Origin of the sequence: Mycobacterium lehmannii, from assembly GCF_001499925.1 — a bacterium.
Classification (GTDB): domain Bacteria; phylum Actinomycetota; class Actinomycetes; order Mycobacteriales; family Mycobacteriaceae; genus Mycobacterium; species Mycobacterium lehmannii.
Window position 1 is genome coordinate 160,557 of sequence record NZ_LQIR01000067.1, and the last position, 20,623, is coordinate 181,179.

A 20,623-nucleotide genomic window follows, 5' to 3' on the forward strand; every position below is an offset into this window, starting at 1 on the left:
CGTTAGCGTCGCGCGGGCGCTAACCCGTCAGCTGCGCGACGATCAGATCCGCCACGGCGCGCATGCCCGCCGCATTGGGGTGCAGGGGTGCGGGCCTTCCCGGTCTCATCAAGTCGGTCAGCCCGAACCGGGTGGTCCACGGTTCGACCGACCACGCATGATGCGGGCGGCTGTGCTCGGCGGCCCGCACGAGGCCGCAGCCGGTGGCCGCGGCCGCCTCCGCGGTCAGCCGCGCCAGCGTGTCGGCGACGTGGCGGCCGGTCGCCGCGTCGGTTTCGGACAACGGTGGTGCGAGCACACCCGGCGGTGGTAGCAGCGTGAGGTAGTCGACGAACAGCACCGTCGCGCGAGGTGAGCGGGAACGCACCGTCTCGCCGACCTCCTCGAGGGCCGCAGCGACCTGCGCCAGCGCGTCATCGCGCGCCCGCGGATCCAGCTGTCCGCGTAAGACCGTACCCAGTAGCGGGAGCTTGCGGGCAACGCGTGGCAGGCCCGCCGCGAACAGCATCGGCACATAACCGACGTCGTTGCCGCCGATGGTCACCGTCACCAGGTTCTCGGATCCGGTAAGAGCCGAGATCTGGGGCGGCGCACCGTGTTGCGGTTCGCGCAGGATGTTCGCGGTGGTCGCGCCCGAGTAGGTCACGTCGACGAGGTCGAGGCCCAGCTTCGCGGCTACCAGATGCGGATAGTTGCGCGCCGAGCGACCGGCGGGCCAGGGTGCGCCGTCGGCGCGGGGTCTGATCCCTGGACCGGCCGCCATCGAACTGCCCAGTGCGACATAGCGTCTCATCGAGATGGGCTGGACGCCTGCGCCCAGAACCGCTTCGGGATGCGGCCTGCCTGTCGAGCCAGCCGTCCCGCGGTGACCGCAGCGGCCATCGCCGCCGCCATGGTCGGCGGGTCGGCGGCGCGGGTCACGGCCGTGGCCAAAAGCACGGCGTCGCACCCCAACTCCATCGCCATCGCGGCGTCACTGGCGGTGCCGATACCCGCATCGAGCACCACCGGCACCGAAGCGGCGTCGACGATCATCTCGATGTTGTGCGGGTTGGCGATTCCCAGTCCCGTTCCGATCGGCGATCCCAGCGGCATCACCGCCGCGCACCCGATGTCCTCGAGCCGTCGCGCGAGCACCGGATCGTCGTTGGTGTACGGCAGGACCGTGAAACCGTCGTCGACCAATTGTTCGGCTGCCCTTACCAGTTCGACGGCATCGGGCAGCAGCGTGCGCTCGTCGGCGATGACTTCCAGCTTCACCCAGTCGGTGTGCAACGCCTCGCGGGCAAGTTGCGCCGTCATCACCGCCTCGGCCGCGCCTCGGCAGCCCGCGGTGTTCGGCAAGGGGGTGATACCCAGCCGGTTGAGCAGCTCAAGCACCCCGGTGCCGCCGTCGGCGTCGACGCGCCGCATCGCCACCGTCGTGAGCTCGGTGCCCGATGCGACAAGCGCTTCTTCGAGCACGGTGAGATTGGCTGCGCCTCCGGTGCCGAGGATGAGCCGCGAACCGAACTCGCGGCCGGCGATGGTCAACTTCGTGACCGATGCTCCGCTCGCGTGAAGGGTTTCGGGGCTAGCCACCCTGCACCGCCGTCACCACCTCCACGCGAGCACCGTCCGACAGCGCGGTGTCCCAGTCCGATTTCGGCAGCACCGACCAGTCCACCGCGACGGCGATGCCCTTCTCCGGGAAGCCCAGACGCGCCAGCAGCGCGGCGACCGTCGTCGAGGCGTCCACTTCCACCGCTTCGTCGTTGACCAGTACCTTCATTTCATTGCTCCTCGCGTGCGCGTCATTTGATTGCTCCTCGCGTGCGCGTCATTTGATTGCTCCTCGCGTGCGCGTCATTTGATTGCTCCAATCGTGACATCGAGTTCGGCCGCGATCCGTTCGGCCGTCCATGGGGCGAGAAGAAATCCGTTGCGCCCGTGGCCCGCCGCGACCAGTGTGCGCTCGTCGAGACGTTCGACGAGCGGTAATCCATCCGGCGTCATCGGCCGCAGGCCCGCAGCGCATTCGGCGAGCTCGTACTCGCCCAGCGAGGGCATCACCGCGCAGGCGTCATCGAGCAGTTCCCGCACCCCCGTCACCGCGGGCGCGGTGTCGCGGCCGTGTTCGTATTGCGTCGCACCGACGACGACCCCGTCGGCCCGCGGCACCAGGTATACCTGCCTGCCGTGCACCCTGGCCCGAATGACCCGCTGGGGCACCGGCATGCAACCGCGGCGCCACCGCAACCGCAACACCTCACCCTTGACCGGCCGGATCGGCAGGTCGGGCCACAGCGTCGGGGCGTCGATACCGTTCGCGATCACGACGGCGTCGGCCTTCACCTCGGCGAGGTCGGACACGGGGGGTGCCCACTGCACGCCGAGCCCTTCACACAGCGCGGCCAACGCTCGCACCAGCAGCCGGTTGTCAACGGCCAGTTCGGTTTCGGCTTGGAATCCGTGCCGGATGCCCTGGGCGAGCAGCGGTTCTATGTCGCGCGCCGACGTCGTCACCGTCACCGGATGCCCTTGAGCCGCAAGCCACTCGCCCACCGTTTTGAGGTCGCTCGCATCGGCGCGGTCGACGGCGACCACCAGTGATTCGCGCGCGGTGACCACCTCGTCGGGCAGCCCGTCGAGGAAGCCGCCGTGCCACAGGTGCAACGACTCCAGGCCGAGCTGCAACAGCTTCTCCTCGCCGGGCCAGCCCTCGCTGTGGGGTGCGAGCATGCCGCCCGCGACCCACGACGCACCGCGCTCGTCGGTGCGGTGCACCCGCACGTCCCAGCCGTCGCTGCGGGCGCGCCGGGCGACGGCCAGCCCGATGACGCCGCCGCCGATCACGGCCAGGCTTGCTTTGGTCAACATCCCTCCCTTCGCCGGCATGACCCGGATCAGGTGCGACGGTAAAGGCAGGTTCGAATGCCCACTCTCAGTCCCCGCTCCCGGGACTCCCGCGTTCGTCAACCCACAGTACCCGCTGGTTAGGCCCCCAACGACGAGCCGCTAGCGTCGCGGTGTGCACCAACCTCGAGAACGCCTGGCCAGCGCGTCGCTGTACCTGTGCACCGACGCCCGGCGCGAGCGCGGTGACCTCGCGGAGTTCTCCGACGCCGCGCTGGCCGGCGGGGTCGACCTCATCCAACTGCGCGACAAGGGTTCGCCGGGCGAACAGCGGTTCGGCCCCTTGGAGGCGCGTCAGGAACTCGAGGCTCTCGAGGTACTCGCCGACGCGGCCCGCCGCCACAACGCGCTGCTGGCCGTCAACGACCGCGCCGACATCGCGCTGGCCGCCGGCACCGACGTGCTTCATCTGGGCCAGGACGACCTTCCGCTGGAGGTGGCGCGCGGCATCGTCGGTGAGACGCCGGTGATCGGGCGCTCCACCCACGACGCGGACCAGGTCGCGGCGGCGGTCGACGAGGCCGTCGACTATTTCTGCGTCGGCCCGTGCTGGCCCACCCCGACCAAGCCGGGCCGCCCGGCGCCCGGGCTGGACCTGGTCCGGCACACCGCCGAATTGAACAGCGACAAGCCGTGGTTCGCGATCGGGGGAATCGACGCCGACCGGGTGCCGCAGGTGCTGGCGGCCGGCGCGCGGCGCGTCGTCGTGGTGCGGGCGATCACCGCGGCCGAGGACCCGCGGGCCGCGGCCGCACAGTTGAAGGCCGCGCTCAGAGCTGCCGGTTGACCAGGAGCGGAATCGAGGCGAACTCGTCGCGCAACCGCTGCCAGCTGGCGGCGAATCCAGGGTGCAGGGGCAGCGTCGCGACGTCGTCGACGGCCACCCAGCGCAACTCGGCGCTCTCCCGGTTCGGCACGGTGTGCAGCATTTCCTGGGCGTCGGCGATGACCGTGCTGTAGCTCCAGCTGACCCCGTCGCCGGTGACGATCTTGGTCTCCACCACCTTGCGCACGGTCAACTGCTCGGCGGGCAGCCCCGCTTCCTCGTGGGCCTCCCGGATGGCCGCCTGCTCCGGGGTCTCGTGGCTGTCGCGCGCGCCACCGGGCAGACCCCAGGTGTCGCCCTGGTGGCTCCAGGCCGCCCGGTGTTGGAGCAGCACCATCGGCGCGCCGTCGCGCCCGGGGGCCCGCAGCAGCAGACCGGCCGCGCCGTACCTACCCCAGTAGGCCTGGCCTTGGGAAACCACCCATCCGTCACCGTCGCCACGCACGCCTCAACAATAGGGCCGCCCTGCCTGCCGGAAACTCTTAGACTTCTTTCATAGAGTGGGACCGGTCGAAACGACGAGCTGGAAAGCGATGCTGATGAGGTCCGCGCGCACGTGACTGTGGAGTTGGCGCACCCGTCGACGGAGCCGCTCGCTTCGCGGTCGCCGTCGACGCCCGCACAACAACGCTGGTGGTTCCTGTGGACCACGCCCGGCCGCATCTTGACCATCGGGGTCGTGCTGTCCGCGCTCGTCATCGCCAGCGCGTTCGCCACCTCGACGACGATCAACGACCGGCAGCAGGCGCTGATGACGGTGCTCAACCACACCGAGCCGCTGTCCTTTGCCGCCGGGCAGCTCTACACCACGCTCTCGGTGGCCGACGCAGCGGCGGCCACCGCCTTCATCGCCGGAGCGGAACCGCGCGACGTCCGGCAACGGTACGAACAGGCGATCACGGACGCGTCGGTGGCCGTGACTCGGGCGTCGAGCGGGCTGACCGACGAGGATCTAGTGCAGTTGCTCGGCCGCATCAACGCGGAGTTGTCGGTGTACACGGGCTTGGTCGAGACCGCCCGTACCAACAACCGTTCGGGCAACCCGGTGGGTTCGTCGTACCTGTCGGAAGCGTCGGCGTTGATGCAGACGCAGATCCTGCCCGGGGCCCAACGGCTCTACGAGGAGACCTCACAGCGAGTGGACGCCGAGACCAGCGCGTCCACCCGGATCCCCGGCCCGGTGATCCTGGTGGTCCTGGCGACCCTGCTGTTCGGGGTGTTCGCCAACCGTTGGCTGGCCAGGCGCACGCGCAGGCGGATCAACATCGGCTTCGTCGCGGGCGGTCTCGCCGTTCTGACCATGCTGATCTGGGTGGGCACGGCCCTGGTCATCTCGACCTCCGACAGCCGCAGCGCCAAGGACACGGCCGCCGAGTCGTTGAAGACGGTGACGAACCTGGCTATCACTGCGCAGCAGGCCCGCGCCGACGAGACGCTGTCGCTGATCCGGCGCGGCGACGAGACGGTGCGTAAACAGTCGTACTACCAGCGCATCGACATGATGCAGCAGCAGCTTGCCGATTACCTGGCCCGTGAGGACGCCATCGACAAGACCGACCTCGCCGAGGCCGAGCAGTTGTTGAAGCGCTGGCGCGCCGCCGACGACCGGATCAACGCCTACATCAGCGTCGGCAACTATCAGGCCGCCACGCAGGTGGCGCTGGGCACCGGGGCAGACGACTCGACGCCGGCGTTCAACAAGCTCGACGAGGCGTTGAGCCAGGGCATCGAAGAGAGCCGTAAGCAACTCCGCGACGACATCATCAACGCACACCGGGTGCTGTCGGGTGCGACCGTCGGCGCCGCGGTACTCAGCGTCGTCGCGGCGGTCGCGGTGGCGCTGGGGTTGTGGCCGAGGCTGAGTGAGTACCGGTGATGTGGGGGTACCGCCCGTGCGAAGCGCAGGGGGACGCTTGCGCGAAGAACAGACAGCCGGTGACGAAGTTCTTCGGCATGCTCGTGGCCGCCGCGCTGGTGCTCACCGGATGCGGACAGGCGACGTCGGTGACTTCCACACCGGGTGTGACGCTTCCACCGCCCACGCCGGCAGGTATGGAGGAGTTGCCGCCGCAGCCGGTGCACCCGCCCGGCGACAACACCGAGGACTGTGAGCGCACGGCGAGCCTTCGCCCGTTCCCCAACCGGGCCGAGGCCGACAGGGCCGTCGCGAACATCCGAGCGCGCGGGCGGCTGATCGTCGGGTTGGACATCGGCAGCAACCTGTTCTCGTTCCGGGACCCGATCACCGGGCAGATCACCGGGTTCGACGTCGACATCGCCGGTGAGATCGCCCGCGACATCTTCGGAACCCCGTCGCAGGTGGAGTACCGCATCCTGTCGTCGGCGGACCGCATCGCGGCGTTGCAGAACAATCAGGTCGACGTCGTCGTCAAGACCATGACCATCACGTGCGAACGCAAGAAGCTGATCGGGTTCTCGACGACGTATCTGACCGCCAATCAACGCATCCTGGCGCCGCGCGACTCGACGATCCGGCAGGCGTCGGACCTTTCGGGACGCCGCGTCTGCGTCGCGAAGGGCACGACATCGCTGGAGCGGATCCGCCAGATCACGCCGCCGCCGATCATCGTCGGGGTGGTCGCGTGGGCCGACTGCCTGGTGGCGTTGCAGCAGCGGCAGGTCGACGCCGTCAGCACCGACGACTCGATCCTCGCCGGCTTGGTGTCACAGGATCCGTACCTGCACATCGTCGGACCGAGCCTCAACGAGGAGCCCTACGGCATCGGGGTCAACCGGCAGAACACCGGCCTGGTCCGGTACGTCAACGGCACGCTGGAGCGGATCCGCCGCGACGGCACCTGGAACACGTTGTACCGCAAATGGTTGACAGTGCTCGGGCCGGCGCCGGCTCCTCCGGTCGCGAGGTATTACGACTGATGTCCGAAACCCAGCTGGATGACTACGACGAAGAGAGCCCGGGCACTCAGCCGGCAAGCTTCGACGACATGAGCATGGATTCCGCCTCGACCATCCGCCCGATGGCGACCGAGGCGGTGTTCCGGCCCCACCTCGAGGACGACGACGGCGAGTCGGTGGGCACCGGGGACACCGAGCCGCAGGAGCAGACCACCACCACGACGCGGGCGTTGTCGCGGACGCGCCGCCTGGGCGGCGGGCTGGTCGAGATCCCGCGGGTGCGGGCCAAGGACCCGCTAGACGCGCTGATGACCAACCCGGTGGTCGCGGAGAACAAGCGGTTCTGTTGGAACTGCGGGCGCCCCGTCGGCCGTTCCAGCGATGGCAAGCCCGCCCGGTCGGAAGGCTGGTGCCCGCACTGCGGCAGCCCGTATTCGTTTCTGCCGCAGCTGAATCCGGGTGACATGGTCGCCGACCAGTACGAGATCAAGGGCTGTATCGCGCACGGCGGCCTTGGCTGGGTCTATCTGGCTTTCGACCACAACGTCAACGAACGGCCGGTCGTGCTCAAAGGTCTGGTGCATTCCGGTGACGCCGAGGCGCAGAAGATCGCGATGGCCGAGCGCCAGTTCCTGGCCGAGGTCACCCATCCCGGGATCGTGAAGATCTACAACTTCGTCGAGCACGCCGACCAGCACGGCAACCCCGTCGGTTACATCGTGATGGAGTACGTCGGCGGCACGTCGCTCAAACAGGCCAAGGGTGAGAAGCTGCCGGTGGCCCAGGCCATCGGGTACATGCTCGAAATCCTGCCTGCGCTTGGCTATCTGCACTCGCTCGGTCTGACCTACAACGACCTCAAGCCCGAGAACATCATGATCACCGAGGAACAGCTCAAGCTGATCGACCTCGGTGCGGTGTCAACCATCAACTCGTTCGGCTATCTCTACGGCACCCCGGGGTACCAGGCTCCCGAGATCGTGCGGACGGGGCCGACCGTGGCCACCGACATCTACACCGTCGGGCGCACGCTCGCTGCGCTGACGCTGAATTTGCGCACGCGCAGGGGCCGCTACGTCGACGGGTTGCCCGAAGACGATCCGGTCCTGGCCGAGTACGACTCGTTCGGCCGGGCGCTGCGCCGCGCGATCGACCCGGACCCGCGGCGGCGGTTCGGCAGCGCCGACGAGATGTCCGGACAGCTGCTCGGCGTGCTGCGCGAAGTCGTGGCGAAGGACACGGGGTCCCCCAAACCCGGTCTGTCCACGGTGTTTTCGCCTACCCGGTCCACGTTCGGCATCGATCTTCTGGTCGCGCACACCGACGTCTATCTCGACGGGCAGGTGCACTCCGAACGGCTGACCGCCCAGGAGATCGTCAGGGCGCTACCCGTACCACTCGTCGACCCGACCGACGTCGGTGCGCCTGTGCTGTCGGCAAGCGTGGTGAGCCAGCCCGTACAGACCCTCGACCAGCTGCGCGCGGCCAGGCACGGGGCGCTGGACTCCGAAGGCATCGACCTGTCGGACTCGGTCGAACTGCCGCTGATGGAGGTGCGCGCGCTGCTCGACCTCGGCGACGTGGCCAAGGCAAGGCGCAAGCTCGACGACCTCACTGAGCGGGTGGGCTGGCCGTGGCGGCTCGTCTGGTTCAAGGCCGTGTCCGAATTGCTGACCGCCGGTTATGACTCGGCGACAAAGCATTTCACCGAGGTGCTCGACACGATGCCCGGCGAGCTGGCACCCAAACTGGCCTTGGCCGCCACCGCCGAGTTGTCGGGCACCTCCGACGCGGGCAAGTTCTACAACACGGTGTGGTCCACCGACAACGGGGTGATCTCGGCGGGGTTCGGCCTGGCCCGCGCGCAGTCGGCCGCCGGTGAGCGCGACGCCGCGGTGAAGACCCTCGACAAGGTGCCCGCGATGTCCCGTCACTTCACGACGGCCCGGTTGACCAGTGCGGTCACTTTGCTGTCCGGTCGGTCGTCGAGCGAGATCACCGAACAGCAGATCCGGGACGCCGCACGCCGTGTCGAGGCGCTGCCCGACAGCGAGCCGCGGGTGTTGCAGATCCGCGCGCTGGTACTGGGCACCGCGATGGACTGGCTGGCCGACAACACCGCCAGCACCAATCACATCCTCGGGTTCCCGTTCACCGAGCACGGATTGCAGTTGGGGGTGGAGGCCTCACTGCGCGCCCTCGCGCGGGTGGCGCCGACCCAGGCGCACCGCTACGCGCTTGTGGATCTGGCCAACAGCGTCCGTCCGACCAGTACGTTCTGACGGTCAGGCGACGCTGGCGGTCGCGATCTCGTCGCTTAGCGGGGCGATGGCATCGAGAATCTTGCCGGCCGTCTCCGCAGGCACCCCCGCAGCGGCCAGGCTCGCGGCCAGATGCCCCGCGACGAGGTGGAAATGGTGGACGGTGATTCCGCGGCCCTGGTGAACCTGGCGCATCGGCGCGCCGGTGTAGGGTTCGGGCCCGCCCAGTGCGGCGGCGAAGAACTCGACCTGTCGCCCCTTGAGCCGCGCCATGTTTGTTCCGGTGAAGAAACCGGCCAGCTGGTCGTCGGCCAGCACGCGGATGTAGAAGTCCTCGACCACGCCTTCGAGGGCCTCGTGGCCGCCGATCTGCTCGTAGATACTCGGCATGTGTGCTCCTTCGTCGCACCGGATGGGCACATTCCAGCCGACGGCGGTTGCGTGCGGATTTCGACGCGTTGCCAGCGGGGCAAATTCCATCTCACCACCGTGACCCCGGCGGGAGTGAGAACTACGGATTCAGTCGCGCTTACAGCAAATCGCGAAGCGCGAGGCGCCGACGTTACGGGGTTTGCCCATGTCGTAACACTCAATGGTCATGCCGCGGATTTCGTAGTAATCTGCATCACAGGTTGAGGTCACAGCCGAAATGCAGAGGTCATTGAAGACCAACTCTCGGCTGAGCATCTGCCGGCCATTGCTGACGGCCTCTGCGGCTTCAATTGCATCTCGACAACAGGAGTGCACCGTGTCCGCTGTAGGAACCTGCCGGGTGTTCCGTCCCGACCCTCGGTCCTTCGATCAGTGCGAACACCACCATCGCGCCAGCTTCACCGCGTCCCACCGGCATGGTTCGACGGTCCTCGTGACGGTCGAAGGGGAGATCGATGCGACCAACAGCCGGGCACTGGCCACCTACGTCGAAGGTCAGGTCGCGGGCACTCGGCGTCTGGTGATCGATCTGCGGCTCGTCGACTTCTTCGGCACCGCCGGCTTCGCCGCGCTGCACTACATCAACGTGATCTGCTCGCGGAACGGCATCGACTGGCAGGTGCGCTGTGGCAGGCAGGTCCGTCGGCTGCTGGCCATCTGCGACTCCGCCCAGGAACTCCCGCTCGAGAAGCCGCGCTCAGTGCTCGATGAGGTTCGTGCAAGCGCGGGCGATCGCCAGCTCCTCATCAGTGGGAACAACTAGCACCGTCGTCGGAGACCGGTCGGCCGATATCCGCCGGGCCTTCTTGTCGGGGCCGGTGTTCAGCACCTCGTCGAGTTCTATGCCCAACGGCGCCATGCCACTCAACGCGTCACGCCGCACCGCCGCGTCGTTCTCCCCCACTCCGGCAGTGAAGGTGATGACGTCCGCGCCGCCCAGCAGCGCAAGATAGGCACCGATGTACTTGCGCAGTCGGTGGATGTAGACGTCGTACGCCAGTTGCGCCGAAGCGTCTCCGGATTCGATGCGCTGATGCAGCATCCGGAAGTCGACCTCGCCGCCGAGCCCACGCACCCCGGAGCGACGGTTGAGCATCTCCTCGATGTCCTCGACTGTCATCTTCGCCGTGCGCCACAGATAGAACATCAGACCGGGATCGATGTCGCCGGAACGGGTTCCCATCACCAACCCCTCCATCGGCGTCAGCCCCATCGAGGTGTCCACCGGTCTTCCCCCGACGATGGCAGAGGCCGATGCGCCGTTGCCCAGGTGCAGCACGATCTGGCGCACCGAATCCAGCGGGACGCCCAGGAAAGCCGCGGCCTGCTCGCTGACGTACTGATGCGAGGTGCCGTGGAAGCCGTAACGACGGATGTGCCACTGCTCGGCGATGTCGCGGTCTATCGCGTACGTCGCCGCGGCGGCCGGCAGGTCGTGGAAGAAGGCGGTGTCGAACACTGCGACATGCGGTAGATCGGGCAGCGCCTTGCGCGCCTCCTTGATCCCCAGCAGCGCGGGCGGATTGTGCAGCGGGGCAAGAGGAGACAGCTCGTCGATCCTGGCGACCAGGGCGTCGTCGACCAGCGTCGGCTCGTACAGATCCGGGCCGCCGTGGACCACACGGTGCCCGACGGCGACGAGATCGAGGGCGTCGGGGCCCCGGCCCGCCTCGGCCATCTGGCCGAACGCAGTCTGCAGCGCCTCGGCGTGGTCGCGTACCTCCCCCTCCCCGATGCGCTCGACGATGCCGTCGACCACCATCGTCTCCGAATCCGGTTCGATGACGGCGTATTTGAGCGACGACGACCCCGAGTTGAGAACCAGAACGCTGCGAGCCATCAGAGCGTCTGCGCCTGGATCGCGGTGATCGCCACGGTGTTGACGATGTCCTCCACCAACGCCCCGCGTGAGAGGTCGTTGACCGGCTTCTTCAGACCTTGCAGCACCGGTCCGATCGCGATGGCGCCTGCGCTGCGCTGGACCGCCTTGTACGTGTTGTTCCCGGTGTTGAGGTCGGGGAAGATCAGGACTGTCGCCCGGCCGGCCACCTTCGAGTCGGGCATCTTGGACTTGGCCACGGAGGCGTCGACGGCGGCGTCGTATTGAATGGGACCGTCGACCAGCAGGTCCGGCTCCCGCTGGATGACCAATTCGGTTGCTTCTCGCACCTTTTCGACGTCCGCGCCGGATCCGCTGGTGCCTGTCGAGTATGACAGCATCGCGACTCGTGGCTCGATGTCGAAGCTGGCCGCCGTGCGCGCCGACGAGATCGCGATGTCGGCCAGTTGTTCGGCGGTCGGATCCGGCACGATCGCGCAGTCCCCGTACGCCAGCACTCGATCGGCGAGGCACATCAGGAAGATGCTGGAGACCGTCGACACGTCGGGCAGCGTCCTGATGATCTCGAAGGCCGGCCGCACCGTATGGGCGGTGGTGTGTCGGGCGCCGGAGACCATGCCGTCGACCATGTCGTTGTGCACCAGCATGGTGCCGAAATAGGAGACGTCGTGGATGATTTCGCGCGCCTGCTCCACCGTTACGCCCTTGTGCTTGCGCATTTCGGCGTACTGTTCGGCGAACTTGTCACACAGGTCGCTGGTTTGCGGGTCGAGAACGGCGGCGTCCGAGAGATCGATACCCAATTCCGCTGCGCGCGCCCGTATCTGAGATTCCTCGCCGAGAATCGTCAGCTCGGCGACGCCGCGGTGCAGCAGCCGACCGGCAGCGGTCAGGATGCGGTCGTCGTCACCCTCCGGCAACACGATGTGCTTACGGTCCGAGCGGGCCCACTCCAGCAGCTTGTAGGTGAACATCTGAGGAGTGACCACCTGGGGAATCGGGATGGCCAACTGATCCAGCATGTCTGCGATGTCGACGTGGGCTTCCATCAACGCGATGGCCGTGTCGATCTTACGTATGGAGGTCGCGGTCACCCTGCCGCGGGCGGAGGCCACCCGGCTGGCCGTCTCGAACGTCCGGAATCTGGTGGCGATGATCGGCAACCGCAATCCCAGCCCCGACACCAAAGCCGCGATCGAGGGATGTAATTCCAGTCCGCCATTGAGGATGATGCAGGACAACGACGGGAAGCCTTCGGCGGCATGGGCACTGGCAAGCGCGAGCACGACGTCGGATCGGTCGCCGGCCGCGATGACGGCCACACCCTCGCTGAGCCGCTCGAGTACGCGTTCGGCGGTCATCCCGGCGACCATCAGGTCCATCGCCTCCCGCGACAGCAGTGCAGGATCGCCACTGATCAGCGTGCCCTCGACGGCCTCCTGTAGTTCGGCGACCGAGGCGGCGACCAGCAGCGGCTCCTCCGGCAGTGCGTAACACTTGGGATCGAAGCCCTTCAACGCGTCGAGCACCGCGGTCAGTTGTGCGGGATCGCAACGGTTGGCGACGACCGCCGCGGTGTGCGCATGCTGAGCGGCGATCTCGTCGAGACAGATGTCGACGATGTGCGCGACATCGGCGGGGCTGCGGTCCTTGGCCTTGACCGCCAGCACCACCGGAGCGCCGAGGTTGGCCGCGATGCGGGCGTTGGTCGACAGCTCGCTGGGCGCCGCGACGTCGGTGTAGTCGCTGCCGACGATCAGAACCGCATCGCACTGGTCGGCCACCTGGTGGTACCGATCGACGATCTCGGCCAGCGCACCGTCGGGGTCGTCGTGGAGCTGCTCGTAGCCGACGCCGACACAGTCGTCGTAGTCCAGTCCGGCAGTGGTGTGGCCCAACAGCAGTTCGAGGATGTAGTCGCTGTCCTCGCCGAGCCGGGTGATCGGCCGGAAGACACCAACCTTGGCCACCGTGGCGGTCAACCGGTGCAGGATGCCCAGCGCGATCGTGGATTTACCGGTGTCCCCTTCCGGGGATGCGACGTAGACGGCGTAAGCGGGGTCGCGCGAAGACACGGATGTCAGCCTAGGACAACTACGAACCTTCAACACGTGGGACATCTGGCTTGCTTCGGATAGCCCGCAGCTGTTCGTGATCACCAGCGCGACCGGTGATGACGGGTTCCCGATCCATCGCACGTCGGGACGCCGACCGCCCCGGCTCCGTGAGACGCAACTTTCAGCTCGCGGTCGGGTCCGCGGGAATGTTGACGACGGCCGCGAGTCCGCGGTGGTCGGACCCCGGCACTTCAACGGTGTACGCCGATGAGGCCGCGCAATTGCGCAGCAGCACATGGTCGATCCCGACCACCGGCGGCAGCCACGGCCTGCTCGGGTAGCTGCGGGCCAGGCCCGCGCCGGCTTGTTCGGCCGCGTCCCGGTACCCCGCGTCCAACAGCAGCCGGAAGGGACTCATGTCGTAGGTCGCGTTGAGGTCGCCGGCCACGACAACGGCGCCGGAGCCGGCGCTATGGGCCAACGCCCGCATCGTCTCGGGAAATCGCGCGATGTCGTCGGTGAACCAGCGCAGCGGCTGAACCCAAGGAGCGGCCAGATGAACCGCGAGCGCGGTGACGTCGAATCTCACCCCGGGAACCCGGATCTGAGTGCGCAGCATCGGCATCTGATAGCCGTCGACGGTGCCCGACGCCACGATCGGATGACGACTCCACACCCCGATCCCATGAGCCATCGGGCGCGGGTCGATCACCCGGTGGCCGAAGATCGTGTCGAGCCCGGCACCCGACATGGCCTCTGCCACTTGCGGAGTCATCTCCTGTACGACGAGGACGTCGGCCGTCGATAACGCCAACTCCACCACCGCCCGCGCGTCCGCGCCGCCCATTCCGAGGTTTGCAGTGAGCACCCGTAACGCGACCGCGGGGACACCGGTCTTCTCGGGCCCGAGATAACGAGGGGCGAGCACCGCGAGCATCACCACGCACAGGGTCGCGGCCAGGATCGTCGCCGCCCAGCGCCGCGCCACCGCGAACAGCGCCATCGACGCGACACCCGCTGTGGTCAGGTAGGGCGATGCAGCGGCCAACACCAGCACAATCTCGTTGTCGACCGGCAGATAGCGCGACACCAGCCCCGCGAACGCCAACGCGAATGCAAGCACGCCGAGAACCGTCGCCGGCACTCGAATCATGATGTGTGATTACAGTTTCTCGTGAAACCTAGCCGAGACGGCGCAGACGCGGCTCGAGGTCGCGCTGGAACAGTTCGAGGAACCGGCGCTGATCGTGGCCCGGGGCGTGGAACACCAGGTGGTTGAGCCCCCAGTCCACGTAGTCCTTCACCTTCTCGACAGCCTCGTCGGGATCGGACGCGACGATCCAGCGCTTGGCGACCTGCTCGATGGGCAGCTCGTCGGCGGCCTTCTCCATCTCGATCGGATCGTCGATGGAATGCTTCTGTTCGGCGGTCAGCGACAGCGGCGCCCAGAACCGTGTGTTCTCGAGGGCGAGCTCGGGATCGGTGTCGTAGGAGATCTTGATCTCGATCATCCGGTCGATGCTGTCGGGGTCGCGGCCCGCCGCCTCGGCTCCCTCCTTGACCGCGGGGATGAGCTTGTCCTTGTAGAGCTCTTCTCCCTTGCCGCTGGTGCAGATGAACCCGTCACCCGCACGGCCGGCGTACTTGGCCACCACCGGCCCGCCCGCGGCGATGTACACCGGAATGCCGCCCTCTGGCACGTCGTAGATCGAGGCGCCCTTCGTGTGGTAGTACTCGCCGTCGAAGTCGACCCGATCGCCCAGCCACAACTCCCGCATCAGCTTCACCGACTCTCGCAACCGAGCGAAGCGCTCCTTGAACTCGGGCCAGTCGCCCTCGTAGCCGGTGGCGATCTCGTTGAGCGCCTCGCCGGTGCCCACGCCGAGGAAGATCCGGTCGGGATACAGACAGCCCATGGTGGCGAACGCCTGTGCGATCACCGCCGGGTTGTAACGGAATGTCGGGGTCAGCACCGACGTACCGAGGAGGAGGTTTTTCGTGCGCTCGCCGACAGCGGTCATCCACGCCAGCGAGAACGGCGCGTGACCACCCTCGTGACGCCACGGCTGGAAATGATCGCTGACCGTCGCACTGTCCATGCCGTGCTCTTCGGCCGCCACGGCCAGCTCGACCAGTTCCCGCGGCGCGAACTGCTCCGCCGACGCCTTGTAGCCCAGTTTCAGTCCAGGTTTGGTTTCAGCCACGATTCGTTTCTACTCCCTTGCTTAAACTCGCGGCATGGCAGCAGCCCTGAGCGCCATCACCGACACCGTCCATTTCGCGTACACCGACCTCGTCAACTGGACACTGGTGGCCGACGAAGCGGGCGTCATGTTGATCGACACGGGATTCCCCGGCAGCCGCGACGACGTGCTCGCATCGCTGCGTGAGCTCGGTTTCGGGGTCGACGATCTGCGCGCAATCCTCTTGACGCACGCCCACATCGACCATCTCGGCTCGGCGATCTGGTTTGCGAAGACGCACGGCACTCCGGTCTACTGCCACGCCGCCGAAGTGGGCCACGCCAAGCGGGAGTATCTCGAACAAGCCTCGCCCGCCGACATCGCCAAGCACATCTGGCGGCCGCGCTATCTCACGTGGTCGGTGGCGATCACCCGCAAGGGCGCCATGGTGCGCGACGGCATCCCCACCGCGCAGGTCCTGACCGACGAGGTGGCGGCAACCCTGCCCGGCAAGCCGGTGGCCATCCCGACGCCGGGTCACACCGGTGGGCACTGCTCGTTCCTGGTCGACGGCGTCCTGGTGAGCGGCGATGCACTGGTCACTAGGCACCCGCTGTCGGCACGCGGCGGGCCGCAGCTTCTGCCCGGCCTGTTCAACCACGACCAGGACGGGTGCGTGCGCAGCCTGTCCGCGCTCGGCCTGCTGGACAGCGAGGTGCTGCTGCCCGGGCACGGCCCGGTATGGCGCGGGTCCATCCGGGACGCCGCCGAACGAGCCGCCGCCGAAAGCTGAGTCCTACACCAGGTTCTGGTAGCCGAGCAGAAAGACCGCGGTCAGGCACAATCCGGAAGCGATCACGATGGTCGGCATCAGGATCATGGCGTCGAGCTCGTCGTCGTCGAGGACATCGCTTTCGAACCGTCCGAACAGCACGCGCGCGACCCCGGTCCGGCGGAACGTGTGCACCATGATCCGGACCGGCTTCGTCTCACGGCGCCGGCCGATGAACACCCGCGACGCGACGCCGATCAGAAACGTCAGGAGACCGGCCGCCACCAGCAGCCAGCCGACCATCGTCTGCGATAACGCCACCATCACCCCCGGTGCCGCAGCTCATCGTCCTCCGGGCCGACACCGGGACCCAGCCTATAGGCCGGCCTGAAGGCCCAGGTGATCTCCGAGCGTGTGCCCGGTGCGCTCGCTCATCGCAGCACCTTCACGAACGCCACCGGGAAGACATCGCCCTCGGCGGGCAGAGGATCGGCCAGCCGCTCATAGCCCGCCGATTCGTACAACGCCTCCGCTTCGGGTTGGCGGTCACCGGTCGTCAGGTAGACCCGTCGATACCCGCGGGCGACAATGCGGGCCTCGAGTTCGGCGAGGAGCGCCTTGGCCAGGCCCTGTTGACGGTGCCGGCTGTCGGTCCAGATCCGCTTCAGCTCGGCGGTGGTGTCGTCGAACCGGCAGAACGCACCGCCCGTGACCGTCCGTTCGCCGAGGAGACCGACCACGAGATCGCCGTGCGGTGGGGCGAACTCATCGGCCGGATGTCCCCGCAGCCACGTGCTCACCGTTTCCTCGGGCGGGCCGTAACGCCGGGAGTACTCCACCGTCAACTCGGCCAGCAACGGCTCGGCCAAGGGGTCGTCCTGGCGGACGGCGACGAACTTCAGCTGGCTCGACACGGGCATCACCCAACTGTTCAACGCGAACCGGTCGCGTCCATTCCTACACCGCACTCTCGTTCGTCCTGATCCGACAATCGCCACTTCCACCCAAAAGTTGACACGTGTAAAGTTTGGCCGCATGGACAACATCAGGGGCAAGACCATCGCGATCACCGGTGCTGCCCGCGGTATCGGTTTCGCGACCGCCAAGGCTCTGTTGGCGCGCGATGCCCGCGTGGTGATCGGCGACCGCGACGTGGCGCTTCAGGAATCGGCCGTCGCACAGTTGGGCAACTTGGGGCAGGCGTCGGGCTATCCGCTCGACGTCACCGATCGGGAGTCGTTCGCGACGTTCCTCGACAAGGCCCGCACCGAGGGCGGCGGACGCATCGACGTGTTGATCAACAACGCCGGCGTGATGCCGATCGGACCGTTCGTCGACGAGACCGAGCAATCGATCCGGTCGACCCTCGAGGTCAACCTCTACGGCGTGATCACCGGCTGTCAGTTGGTGCTGCCGGACATGATCGCGCGGCGCAGCGGACACATCATCAACATCGCCTCGCTGTCGGGACTGATCCCTGTGCCGGGTCAGGTCGTGTACGTGGGTGCGAAGTTTGGGGTGGTCGGGCTGACGGCCGCGCTGGCCGATGAGGTCGCACCGCACAATGTCGACGTGTCGGTGATCATGCCGCCGTTCACCAACACCGAGCTGATCTCGGGCACCAAGAGCAGCGGGGCGATCAAGCCGGTGGAGCCCGAGGATATCGCCGCGGCGATCGTCAAGACCCTCGACAAGCCGAAAACCCATGTCTCCGTGCCATCCCCGCTCCGCTTCACCGCTCAGGCCGCGCAGATGCTCGGCCCGCGCGGGCGTCGTTGGCTCAACAACAAGCTGGGACTGGACCGGGTGTTCCTGGATTTCGATACGAGCGCCCGCAAGAAGTACGAGGACCGGGCGCGCACCGCGCAGGGCGTCGTCGAGGACTGACTTACCTCCGCGCGAGCGCGGCAGGGAGGCTAGACGGGAAACCTCGGTGCGGGGTCGCCCAACCGGTAGGCCTCCACGACGTCGAGGCACTCGAACAGCTCGTCGAGGTTGAACTGGTAGTCGTCGGCCGTGCCGACGAACACCACGTGCGCGACGTCCGCCGCGTCGTCAGCGGTGAGCACGACGGTCGTGACGGACACCAGATCTTCGTCCGCCACCTCGGCCTGCGACGGCGGGTAGAACCACAGCGCTGATTCTTCGTCGGAGAGCTCGTCGTCAAACACCCAGCCCCGCTGGGTGATTCGCTCGTCGAAGGCCTCGAGCACGGCCGCCGTCGCGGTCTCTTCGCTCAGCGCGTCCATCACCGTGTCGGGAATCCAGCGTTCGTTGCGGGCAGCCTGCCGCTTGCGGCGGCGGGCCTTCTTTGCGTCGCTGCGCTTGGACATTCAGCGCAATGCCTGATCGAGATCGTTGAGCAGGTCGTCGGTTCCCTCCAGGCCCACCGAGATCCGCACAACACCGTCACCCAGCCCGATCGCGGCGCGGCCCTCCGGACCCATCGCGCGGTGGGTGGTGGTTGCCGGGTGGGTGACCAACGACTTGGCATCGCCGAGGTTGTTGGAGATGTCGACGATGCGCAGCTTGTCGAGCACTTCGAACGCACGCTCCTTACTGCCCGCTGAATTGCCGGCTCCGCCGGCGGCGGCGACCTCGAACGTGACAACCGTTCCGCCGCCCGTCATCTGGCGCTTGGCCAGGTCGTACTGCGGGTGCGACTCGAGGAAGGGATAGCGCACCCAGCTCACCGCGGGGTGGCCCTCCAGAAACTCTGCGATCCGCTGCGCCGAAGTGTTTTGGTAGTCCACACGGACCGCGAGCGTCTCCAGTCCTTTGAGCAGTGTCCACGCGTTGAACGGGCTCAGCGCGGGCCCGGTGTGGCGCATCAACTTCTGCACGGGCTCGTCGATGTACTGTTTGTCGCCGAGAATCGCGCCGCCGAGCACACGGCCCTGGCCGTCGAGGTGCTTGGTCCCCGAGTAGACGACGACGTCTGCGCCCAGCGGGAAACCCTGCTGCAGGATCGGCGTGGCGAACACGTTGTCCAGCACCACTTTTGCCCCCGCGGCATGCGCGAGCTCAGATACCGCGGCGATGTCCACCAACGACTGCATCGGGTTGGAAGGGGTCTCGAAGAACACCGCCTGCGTGGGAACCGAGAGGGCCTCTTCCCACTGCGACAGGTCGTCGCCGTCGACGAACACCGTCTCCACACCCCACCGCGGCAGGATCTCGCTGCACACCACGAAGCACGAGCCGAACAGGCTGCGGGCGGCGACCAGCCGATCACCGGCGCCCAGCAGCGCCCCCAGCGACGTGAACACCGCCGCCATGCCCGTCGCGGTCGCGAAGCAGGCGGGCGCACCCTCGATCAGGCGCAGCCGCTCCTCGAACATCGAGATGGTCGGATTGCCGTAGCGCGAGTACACATAGCGGTCGATCTCACTGGTGAACGCCTTCTCGGCGTCTGCGGCCGAGGCATACACATAGCCCGAGGTGAGGAACAGCGCCTCGGCGGTCTCTTCGAATTCCGATCGCAACAACCCGCCGCGCACGCCGATGGTCGCCTGGCTGACTCCCTCCGGCAGCTCTGCGGGTATGCGGACGGACGGGACGGTGTTCGGGGAATCCGTGCTCATGACTGCTTCCAGGGAAGTCCGACAGCCTTCCATCCGGTGCCGCCGCGGTGCCCGTTCTCGTCGAGGTGGCCCTCGAAGCCGTCGAGCACGTTGTACGACGGCCCGATCCCGGCCTCGGTGGCGGCCTCGGCTGCGCCGATCGATCGGTTGCCGGAGCGACACAGAAACACCACCGGCCCTGCGTCGACACCGGCGCCAGTGATCTCGCGCCGGAGATCGGAGACGAACGCGTCGTTGTGCGTGCCGTCGGCGTGGTTCCACTCGATGAACACGACCTCGCGCTGCAGCGACGACAGGTCCGGTACGCCGACGAAGCGCCACTCGGCGTCGGTGCGGCAATCCACCAGCACCGCGTTGGGGGTGCCGGTCAGCAGCTTCCAAGCCTCTTCGGGCGTGATGTCTCCGGCGTAACTCACGGTCGTTGAGTGTCCCACAGCTACCTGGGACCGGGGGAACAGACCTTCCAGGCGTCGCCGCCGCGGACGAACGACATCTCGACGATCTTCTTGTCGTCGGGCGCCTTGTCGAAATGGTAGGTCACCTTGGCGGTGGCGCGGTCCCCGGTGACCGCGACCTCGGTGACGTCGTCGACGAACCGTTCACCGCGCTGAGCGACGGAATCCCGTTGTGCGGCAAGCACATGCGCTTCTGTCCCGGCTTGCTCGGGGCAGGTGTAGGCGCGGTAGTCGGAGTAGTTCTGCCGTTGCAGTGCGTCGTTCTGCCCGACCGCGGCCCTGGCCACCTGCTGGTCGGCGGACTCCTGCTCGCCGTCGAACAGGTTCAGCAGCCCGATTACGATCACGACGAGCACAAAGATTGTGAGCCCGATCAGAAACGGCGCCGCTGTGGGCCGGTCCCCGGCTGTGTCTCCGGATTCGGGTGGGGATTGGGCCACC

The 20,623-nt window shown here is 67.4% G+C and carries 23 protein-coding genes; 7 read left to right on the plus strand and 16 right to left on the minus strand.

All coding sequences use genetic code 11. The annotated features are described in order from the left end of the window. Nucleotides 1-19: 19 nt before the first annotated feature. From AU192_RS22780 to thiO, 4 genes are all read right to left on the minus strand, one after another. Entirely contained in the window at nt 20-793 is a 774-nt protein-coding gene (locus tag AU192_RS22780; protein ID WP_064399787.1) for an SGNH/GDSL hydrolase family protein, read from the minus strand. Further along, nucleotides 790-1,581, minus strand: coding sequence for a thiazole synthase (gene thiG, locus AU192_RS22785; RefSeq protein WP_064399788.1), 792 nt, complete (start codon nt 1,579-1,581; stop codon nt 790-792). The genes AU192_RS22780 and thiG overlap by 4 nt, the downstream gene beginning before the upstream one ends. After that, nucleotides 1,574-1,771, minus strand: a complete 198-nt coding sequence (gene thiS / locus AU192_RS22790) for a sulfur carrier protein ThiS (RefSeq protein ID WP_064399789.1) — start codon at nt 1,769-1,771, stop codon at nt 1,574-1,576. Before thiS ends, thiG begins: the two co-directional genes overlap by 8 nt. A gap of 74 nt (nt 1,772-1,845) precedes the next feature. Further along, nucleotides 1,846-2,859: a glycine oxidase ThiO gene (thiO, locus tag AU192_RS22795; RefSeq protein WP_064399867.1), complete on the minus strand. Its 1,014-nt coding sequence runs from the start codon at nt 2,857-2,859 to the stop codon at nt 1,846-1,848. Nucleotides 2,860-3,010: 151 nt separating this feature from the next. Between thiO and thiE the strand changes: the two genes are divergently transcribed. Next, nucleotides 3,011-3,682 (plus strand): thiamine phosphate synthase, encoded by a 672-nt coding sequence (gene thiE / locus AU192_RS22800; protein WP_064399790.1) that lies wholly within the window; start codon nt 3,011-3,013, stop codon nt 3,680-3,682. Here thiE and AU192_RS22805 read toward each other — a convergent pair. Further along, nucleotides 3,666-4,166, minus strand: a complete 501-nt coding sequence (locus AU192_RS22805) for an NUDIX hydrolase (RefSeq protein WP_064399791.1) — start codon at nt 4,164-4,166, stop codon at nt 3,666-3,668. The genes thiE and AU192_RS22805 overlap by 17 nt on opposite strands. Nucleotides 4,167-4,277: 111 nt before the next feature. Here AU192_RS22805 and glnX point away from each other — a divergent pair, with 111 nt between their 5' ends. The 3 genes from glnX to AU192_RS22820 all read left to right on the plus strand — a co-directional run bounded on the left by glnX (nt 4,278) and on the right by AU192_RS22820 (nt 8,880). Further along, nucleotides 4,278-5,597 (plus strand): protein kinase G-activating protein GlnX, encoded by a 1,320-nt coding sequence (gene glnX, locus AU192_RS22810; RefSeq protein ID WP_064399792.1) that lies wholly within the window; start codon nt 4,278-4,280, stop codon nt 5,595-5,597. A 77-nt stretch (nt 5,598-5,674) separates the two neighbouring features. Further along, nucleotides 5,675-6,619: a glutamate ABC transporter substrate-binding protein gene (locus AU192_RS22815; RefSeq protein WP_064399868.1), complete on the plus strand. Its 945-nt coding sequence runs from the start codon at nt 5,675-5,677 to the stop codon at nt 6,617-6,619. Beyond that, nucleotides 6,619-8,880, plus strand: coding sequence for a serine/threonine-protein kinase PknG (locus tag AU192_RS22820; protein ID WP_064399793.1), 2,262 nt, complete (start codon nt 6,619-6,621; stop codon nt 8,878-8,880). The genes AU192_RS22815 and AU192_RS22820 overlap by 1 nt, the downstream gene beginning before the upstream one ends. A 3-nt stretch (nt 8,881-8,883) precedes the next feature. Here AU192_RS22820 and AU192_RS22825 read toward each other — a convergent pair whose 3' ends face one another. Next, a complete protein-coding gene (locus tag AU192_RS22825) occupies nt 8,884-9,249 on the minus strand; it encodes a group I truncated hemoglobin (RefSeq protein WP_064399869.1) in 366 nt (121 codons plus the stop codon). A 259-nt stretch (nt 9,250-9,508) separates the two neighbouring features. Here AU192_RS22825 and AU192_RS26175 point away from each other — a divergent pair, with 259 nt between their 5' ends. After that, the gene (locus tag AU192_RS26175; protein WP_207544978.1) at nt 9,509-10,054 is read left to right on the plus strand and encodes an STAS domain-containing protein; all 546 of its coding nucleotides are present in this window, start codon (nt 9,509-9,511) and stop codon (nt 10,052-10,054) included. On the opposite strand, the gene AU192_RS22835 is transcribed toward AU192_RS26175, so the two are convergent. From AU192_RS22835 to fgd, 4 genes are all read right to left on the minus strand, one after another. Further along, a complete protein-coding gene (locus AU192_RS22835; RefSeq protein ID WP_064399795.1) occupies nt 9,989-11,131 on the minus strand; it encodes an acetate kinase in 1,143 nt (380 codons plus the stop codon). The genes AU192_RS26175 and AU192_RS22835 overlap by 66 nt on opposite strands. Continuing rightward, complete coding sequence (gene pta, locus AU192_RS22840) at nt 11,131-13,206, minus strand: phosphate acetyltransferase (protein ID WP_242657001.1); 2,076 nt, start codon at nt 13,204-13,206, stop codon at nt 11,131-11,133. Before pta ends, AU192_RS22835 begins: the two co-directional genes overlap by 1 nt. A 163-nt stretch (nt 13,207-13,369) precedes the next feature. Next, nucleotides 13,370-14,341 carry an endonuclease/exonuclease/phosphatase family protein gene (locus AU192_RS22845; protein WP_064399796.1) on the minus strand — a complete coding sequence of 324 codons (972 nt, stop codon included), beginning with the start codon at nt 14,339-14,341 and terminating at the stop codon, nt 13,370-13,372. 28 nt (nt 14,342-14,369) lie between these two features. Next, complete coding sequence (gene fgd, locus AU192_RS22850) at nt 14,370-15,371, minus strand: glucose-6-phosphate dehydrogenase (coenzyme-F420) (RefSeq protein WP_064399871.1); 1,002 nt, start codon at nt 15,369-15,371, stop codon at nt 14,370-14,372. Nucleotides 15,372-15,426: 55 nt separating this feature from the next. Between fgd and AU192_RS22855 the strand changes: the two genes are divergently transcribed. Then, complete coding sequence (locus AU192_RS22855) at nt 15,427-16,164, plus strand: MBL fold metallo-hydrolase (RefSeq protein ID WP_064399797.1); 738 nt, start codon at nt 15,427-15,429, stop codon at nt 16,162-16,164. A 3-nt stretch (nt 16,165-16,167) separates the two neighbouring features. On the opposite strand, the gene AU192_RS22860 is transcribed toward AU192_RS22855, so the two are convergent. After that, nucleotides 16,168-16,467 carry a hypothetical protein gene (locus AU192_RS22860; RefSeq protein WP_064399798.1) on the minus strand — a complete coding sequence of 100 codons (300 nt, stop codon included), beginning with the start codon at nt 16,465-16,467 and terminating at the stop codon, nt 16,168-16,170. Between the two features lie 107 nt (nt 16,468-16,574). Next, the gene (locus AU192_RS22865) at nt 16,575-17,063 is read right to left on the minus strand and encodes a GNAT family N-acetyltransferase (RefSeq protein WP_064399799.1); all 489 of its coding nucleotides are present in this window, start codon (nt 17,061-17,063) and stop codon (nt 16,575-16,577) included. Nucleotides 17,064-17,178: 115 nt separating this feature from the next. Between AU192_RS22865 and AU192_RS22870 the strand changes: the two genes are divergently transcribed. Further along, nucleotides 17,179-18,030, plus strand: coding sequence for an SDR family oxidoreductase (locus AU192_RS22870; RefSeq protein ID WP_064399800.1), 852 nt, complete (start codon nt 17,179-17,181; stop codon nt 18,028-18,030). Nucleotides 18,031-18,059: 29 nt separating this feature from the next. Here the strand turns inward: AU192_RS22870 and AU192_RS22875 are convergent, their stop codons facing one another. From AU192_RS22875 to AU192_RS22890, 4 genes are read right to left on the minus strand one after another with little or no spacing between them, the layout of a single operon-like run. Further along, nucleotides 18,060-18,476 carry a hypothetical protein gene (locus AU192_RS22875; protein ID WP_064399801.1) on the minus strand — a complete coding sequence of 139 codons (417 nt, stop codon included), beginning with the start codon at nt 18,474-18,476 and terminating at the stop codon, nt 18,060-18,062. Further along, on the minus strand, nt 18,477-19,727 hold the full coding sequence (locus AU192_RS22880) for an O-succinylhomoserine sulfhydrylase (protein WP_064399802.1): 1,251 nt from the start codon (nt 19,725-19,727) through the stop codon (nt 18,477-18,479). Continuing rightward, on the minus strand, nt 19,724-20,143 hold the full coding sequence (locus AU192_RS22885) for a rhodanese-like domain-containing protein (RefSeq protein WP_064399803.1): 420 nt from the start codon (nt 20,141-20,143) through the stop codon (nt 19,724-19,726). The genes AU192_RS22880 and AU192_RS22885 overlap by 4 nt, the downstream gene beginning before the upstream one ends. Before the next feature lie 20 nt (nt 20,144-20,163). Further along, nucleotides 20,164-20,622: an Rv0361 family membrane protein gene (locus AU192_RS22890; protein ID WP_064399804.1), complete on the minus strand. Its 459-nt coding sequence runs from the start codon at nt 20,620-20,622 to the stop codon at nt 20,164-20,166. Between the last annotated feature and the right edge of the window lies 1 nt (nt 20,623).

Excerpts from the sequence above, each read along its gene's own strand:
- AU192_RS26175 (WP_207544978.1), top strand. The coding sequence starts at position 9,509 with ATGCAGAGGTCATTGAAGACCAACTCTCGGCTGAGCATCTGCCGGCCA.
- AU192_RS22820 (WP_064399793.1), top strand. The coding sequence starts at position 6,619 with ATGTCCGAAACCCAGCTGGATGACTACGACGAAGAGAGCCCGGGCACT.
- AU192_RS22855 (WP_064399797.1), top strand. The coding sequence starts at position 15,427 with ATGGCAGCAGCCCTGAGCGCCATCACCGACACCGTCCATTTCGCGTAC.
- AU192_RS22835 (WP_064399795.1), bottom strand. The coding sequence starts at position 11,131 with ATGGCTCGCAGCGTTCTGGTTCTCAACTCGGGGTCGTCGTCGCTCAAA.
- AU192_RS22875 (WP_064399801.1), bottom strand. The coding sequence starts at position 18,476 with ATGTCCAAGCGCAGCGACGCAAAGAAGGCCCGCCGCCGCAAGCGGCAG.
- AU192_RS22880 (WP_064399802.1), bottom strand. The coding sequence starts at position 19,727 with ATGAGCACGGATTCCCCGAACACCGTCCCGTCCGTCCGCATACCCGCA.
- AU192_RS22825 (WP_064399869.1), bottom strand. The coding sequence starts at position 9,249 with ATGCCGAGTATCTACGAGCAGATCGGCGGCCACGAGGCCCTCGAAGGC.
- AU192_RS22865 (WP_064399799.1), bottom strand. The coding sequence starts at position 17,063 with ATGCCCGTGTCGAGCCAGCTGAAGTTCGTCGCCGTCCGCCAGGACGAC.
- thiO (WP_064399867.1), bottom strand. The coding sequence starts at position 2,859 with ATGTTGACCAAAGCAAGCCTGGCCGTGATCGGCGGCGGCGTCATCGGG.
- thiS (WP_064399789.1), bottom strand. The coding sequence starts at position 1,771 with ATGAAGGTACTGGTCAACGACGAAGCGGTGGAAGTGGACGCCTCGACG.
- AU192_RS22780 (WP_064399787.1), bottom strand. The coding sequence starts at position 793 with ATGAGACGCTATGTCGCACTGGGCAGTTCGATGGCGGCCGGTCCAGGG.
- AU192_RS22815 (WP_064399868.1), top strand. The coding sequence starts at position 5,675 with ATGCTCGTGGCCGCCGCGCTGGTGCTCACCGGATGCGGACAGGCGACG.
- AU192_RS22860 (WP_064399798.1), bottom strand. The coding sequence starts at position 16,467 with ATGGTGGCGTTATCGCAGACGATGGTCGGCTGGCTGCTGGTGGCGGCC.
- AU192_RS22845 (WP_064399796.1), bottom strand. The coding sequence starts at position 14,341 with ATGATTCGAGTGCCGGCGACGGTTCTCGGCGTGCTTGCATTCGCGTTG.
- AU192_RS22870 (WP_064399800.1), top strand. The coding sequence starts at position 17,179 with ATGGACAACATCAGGGGCAAGACCATCGCGATCACCGGTGCTGCCCGC.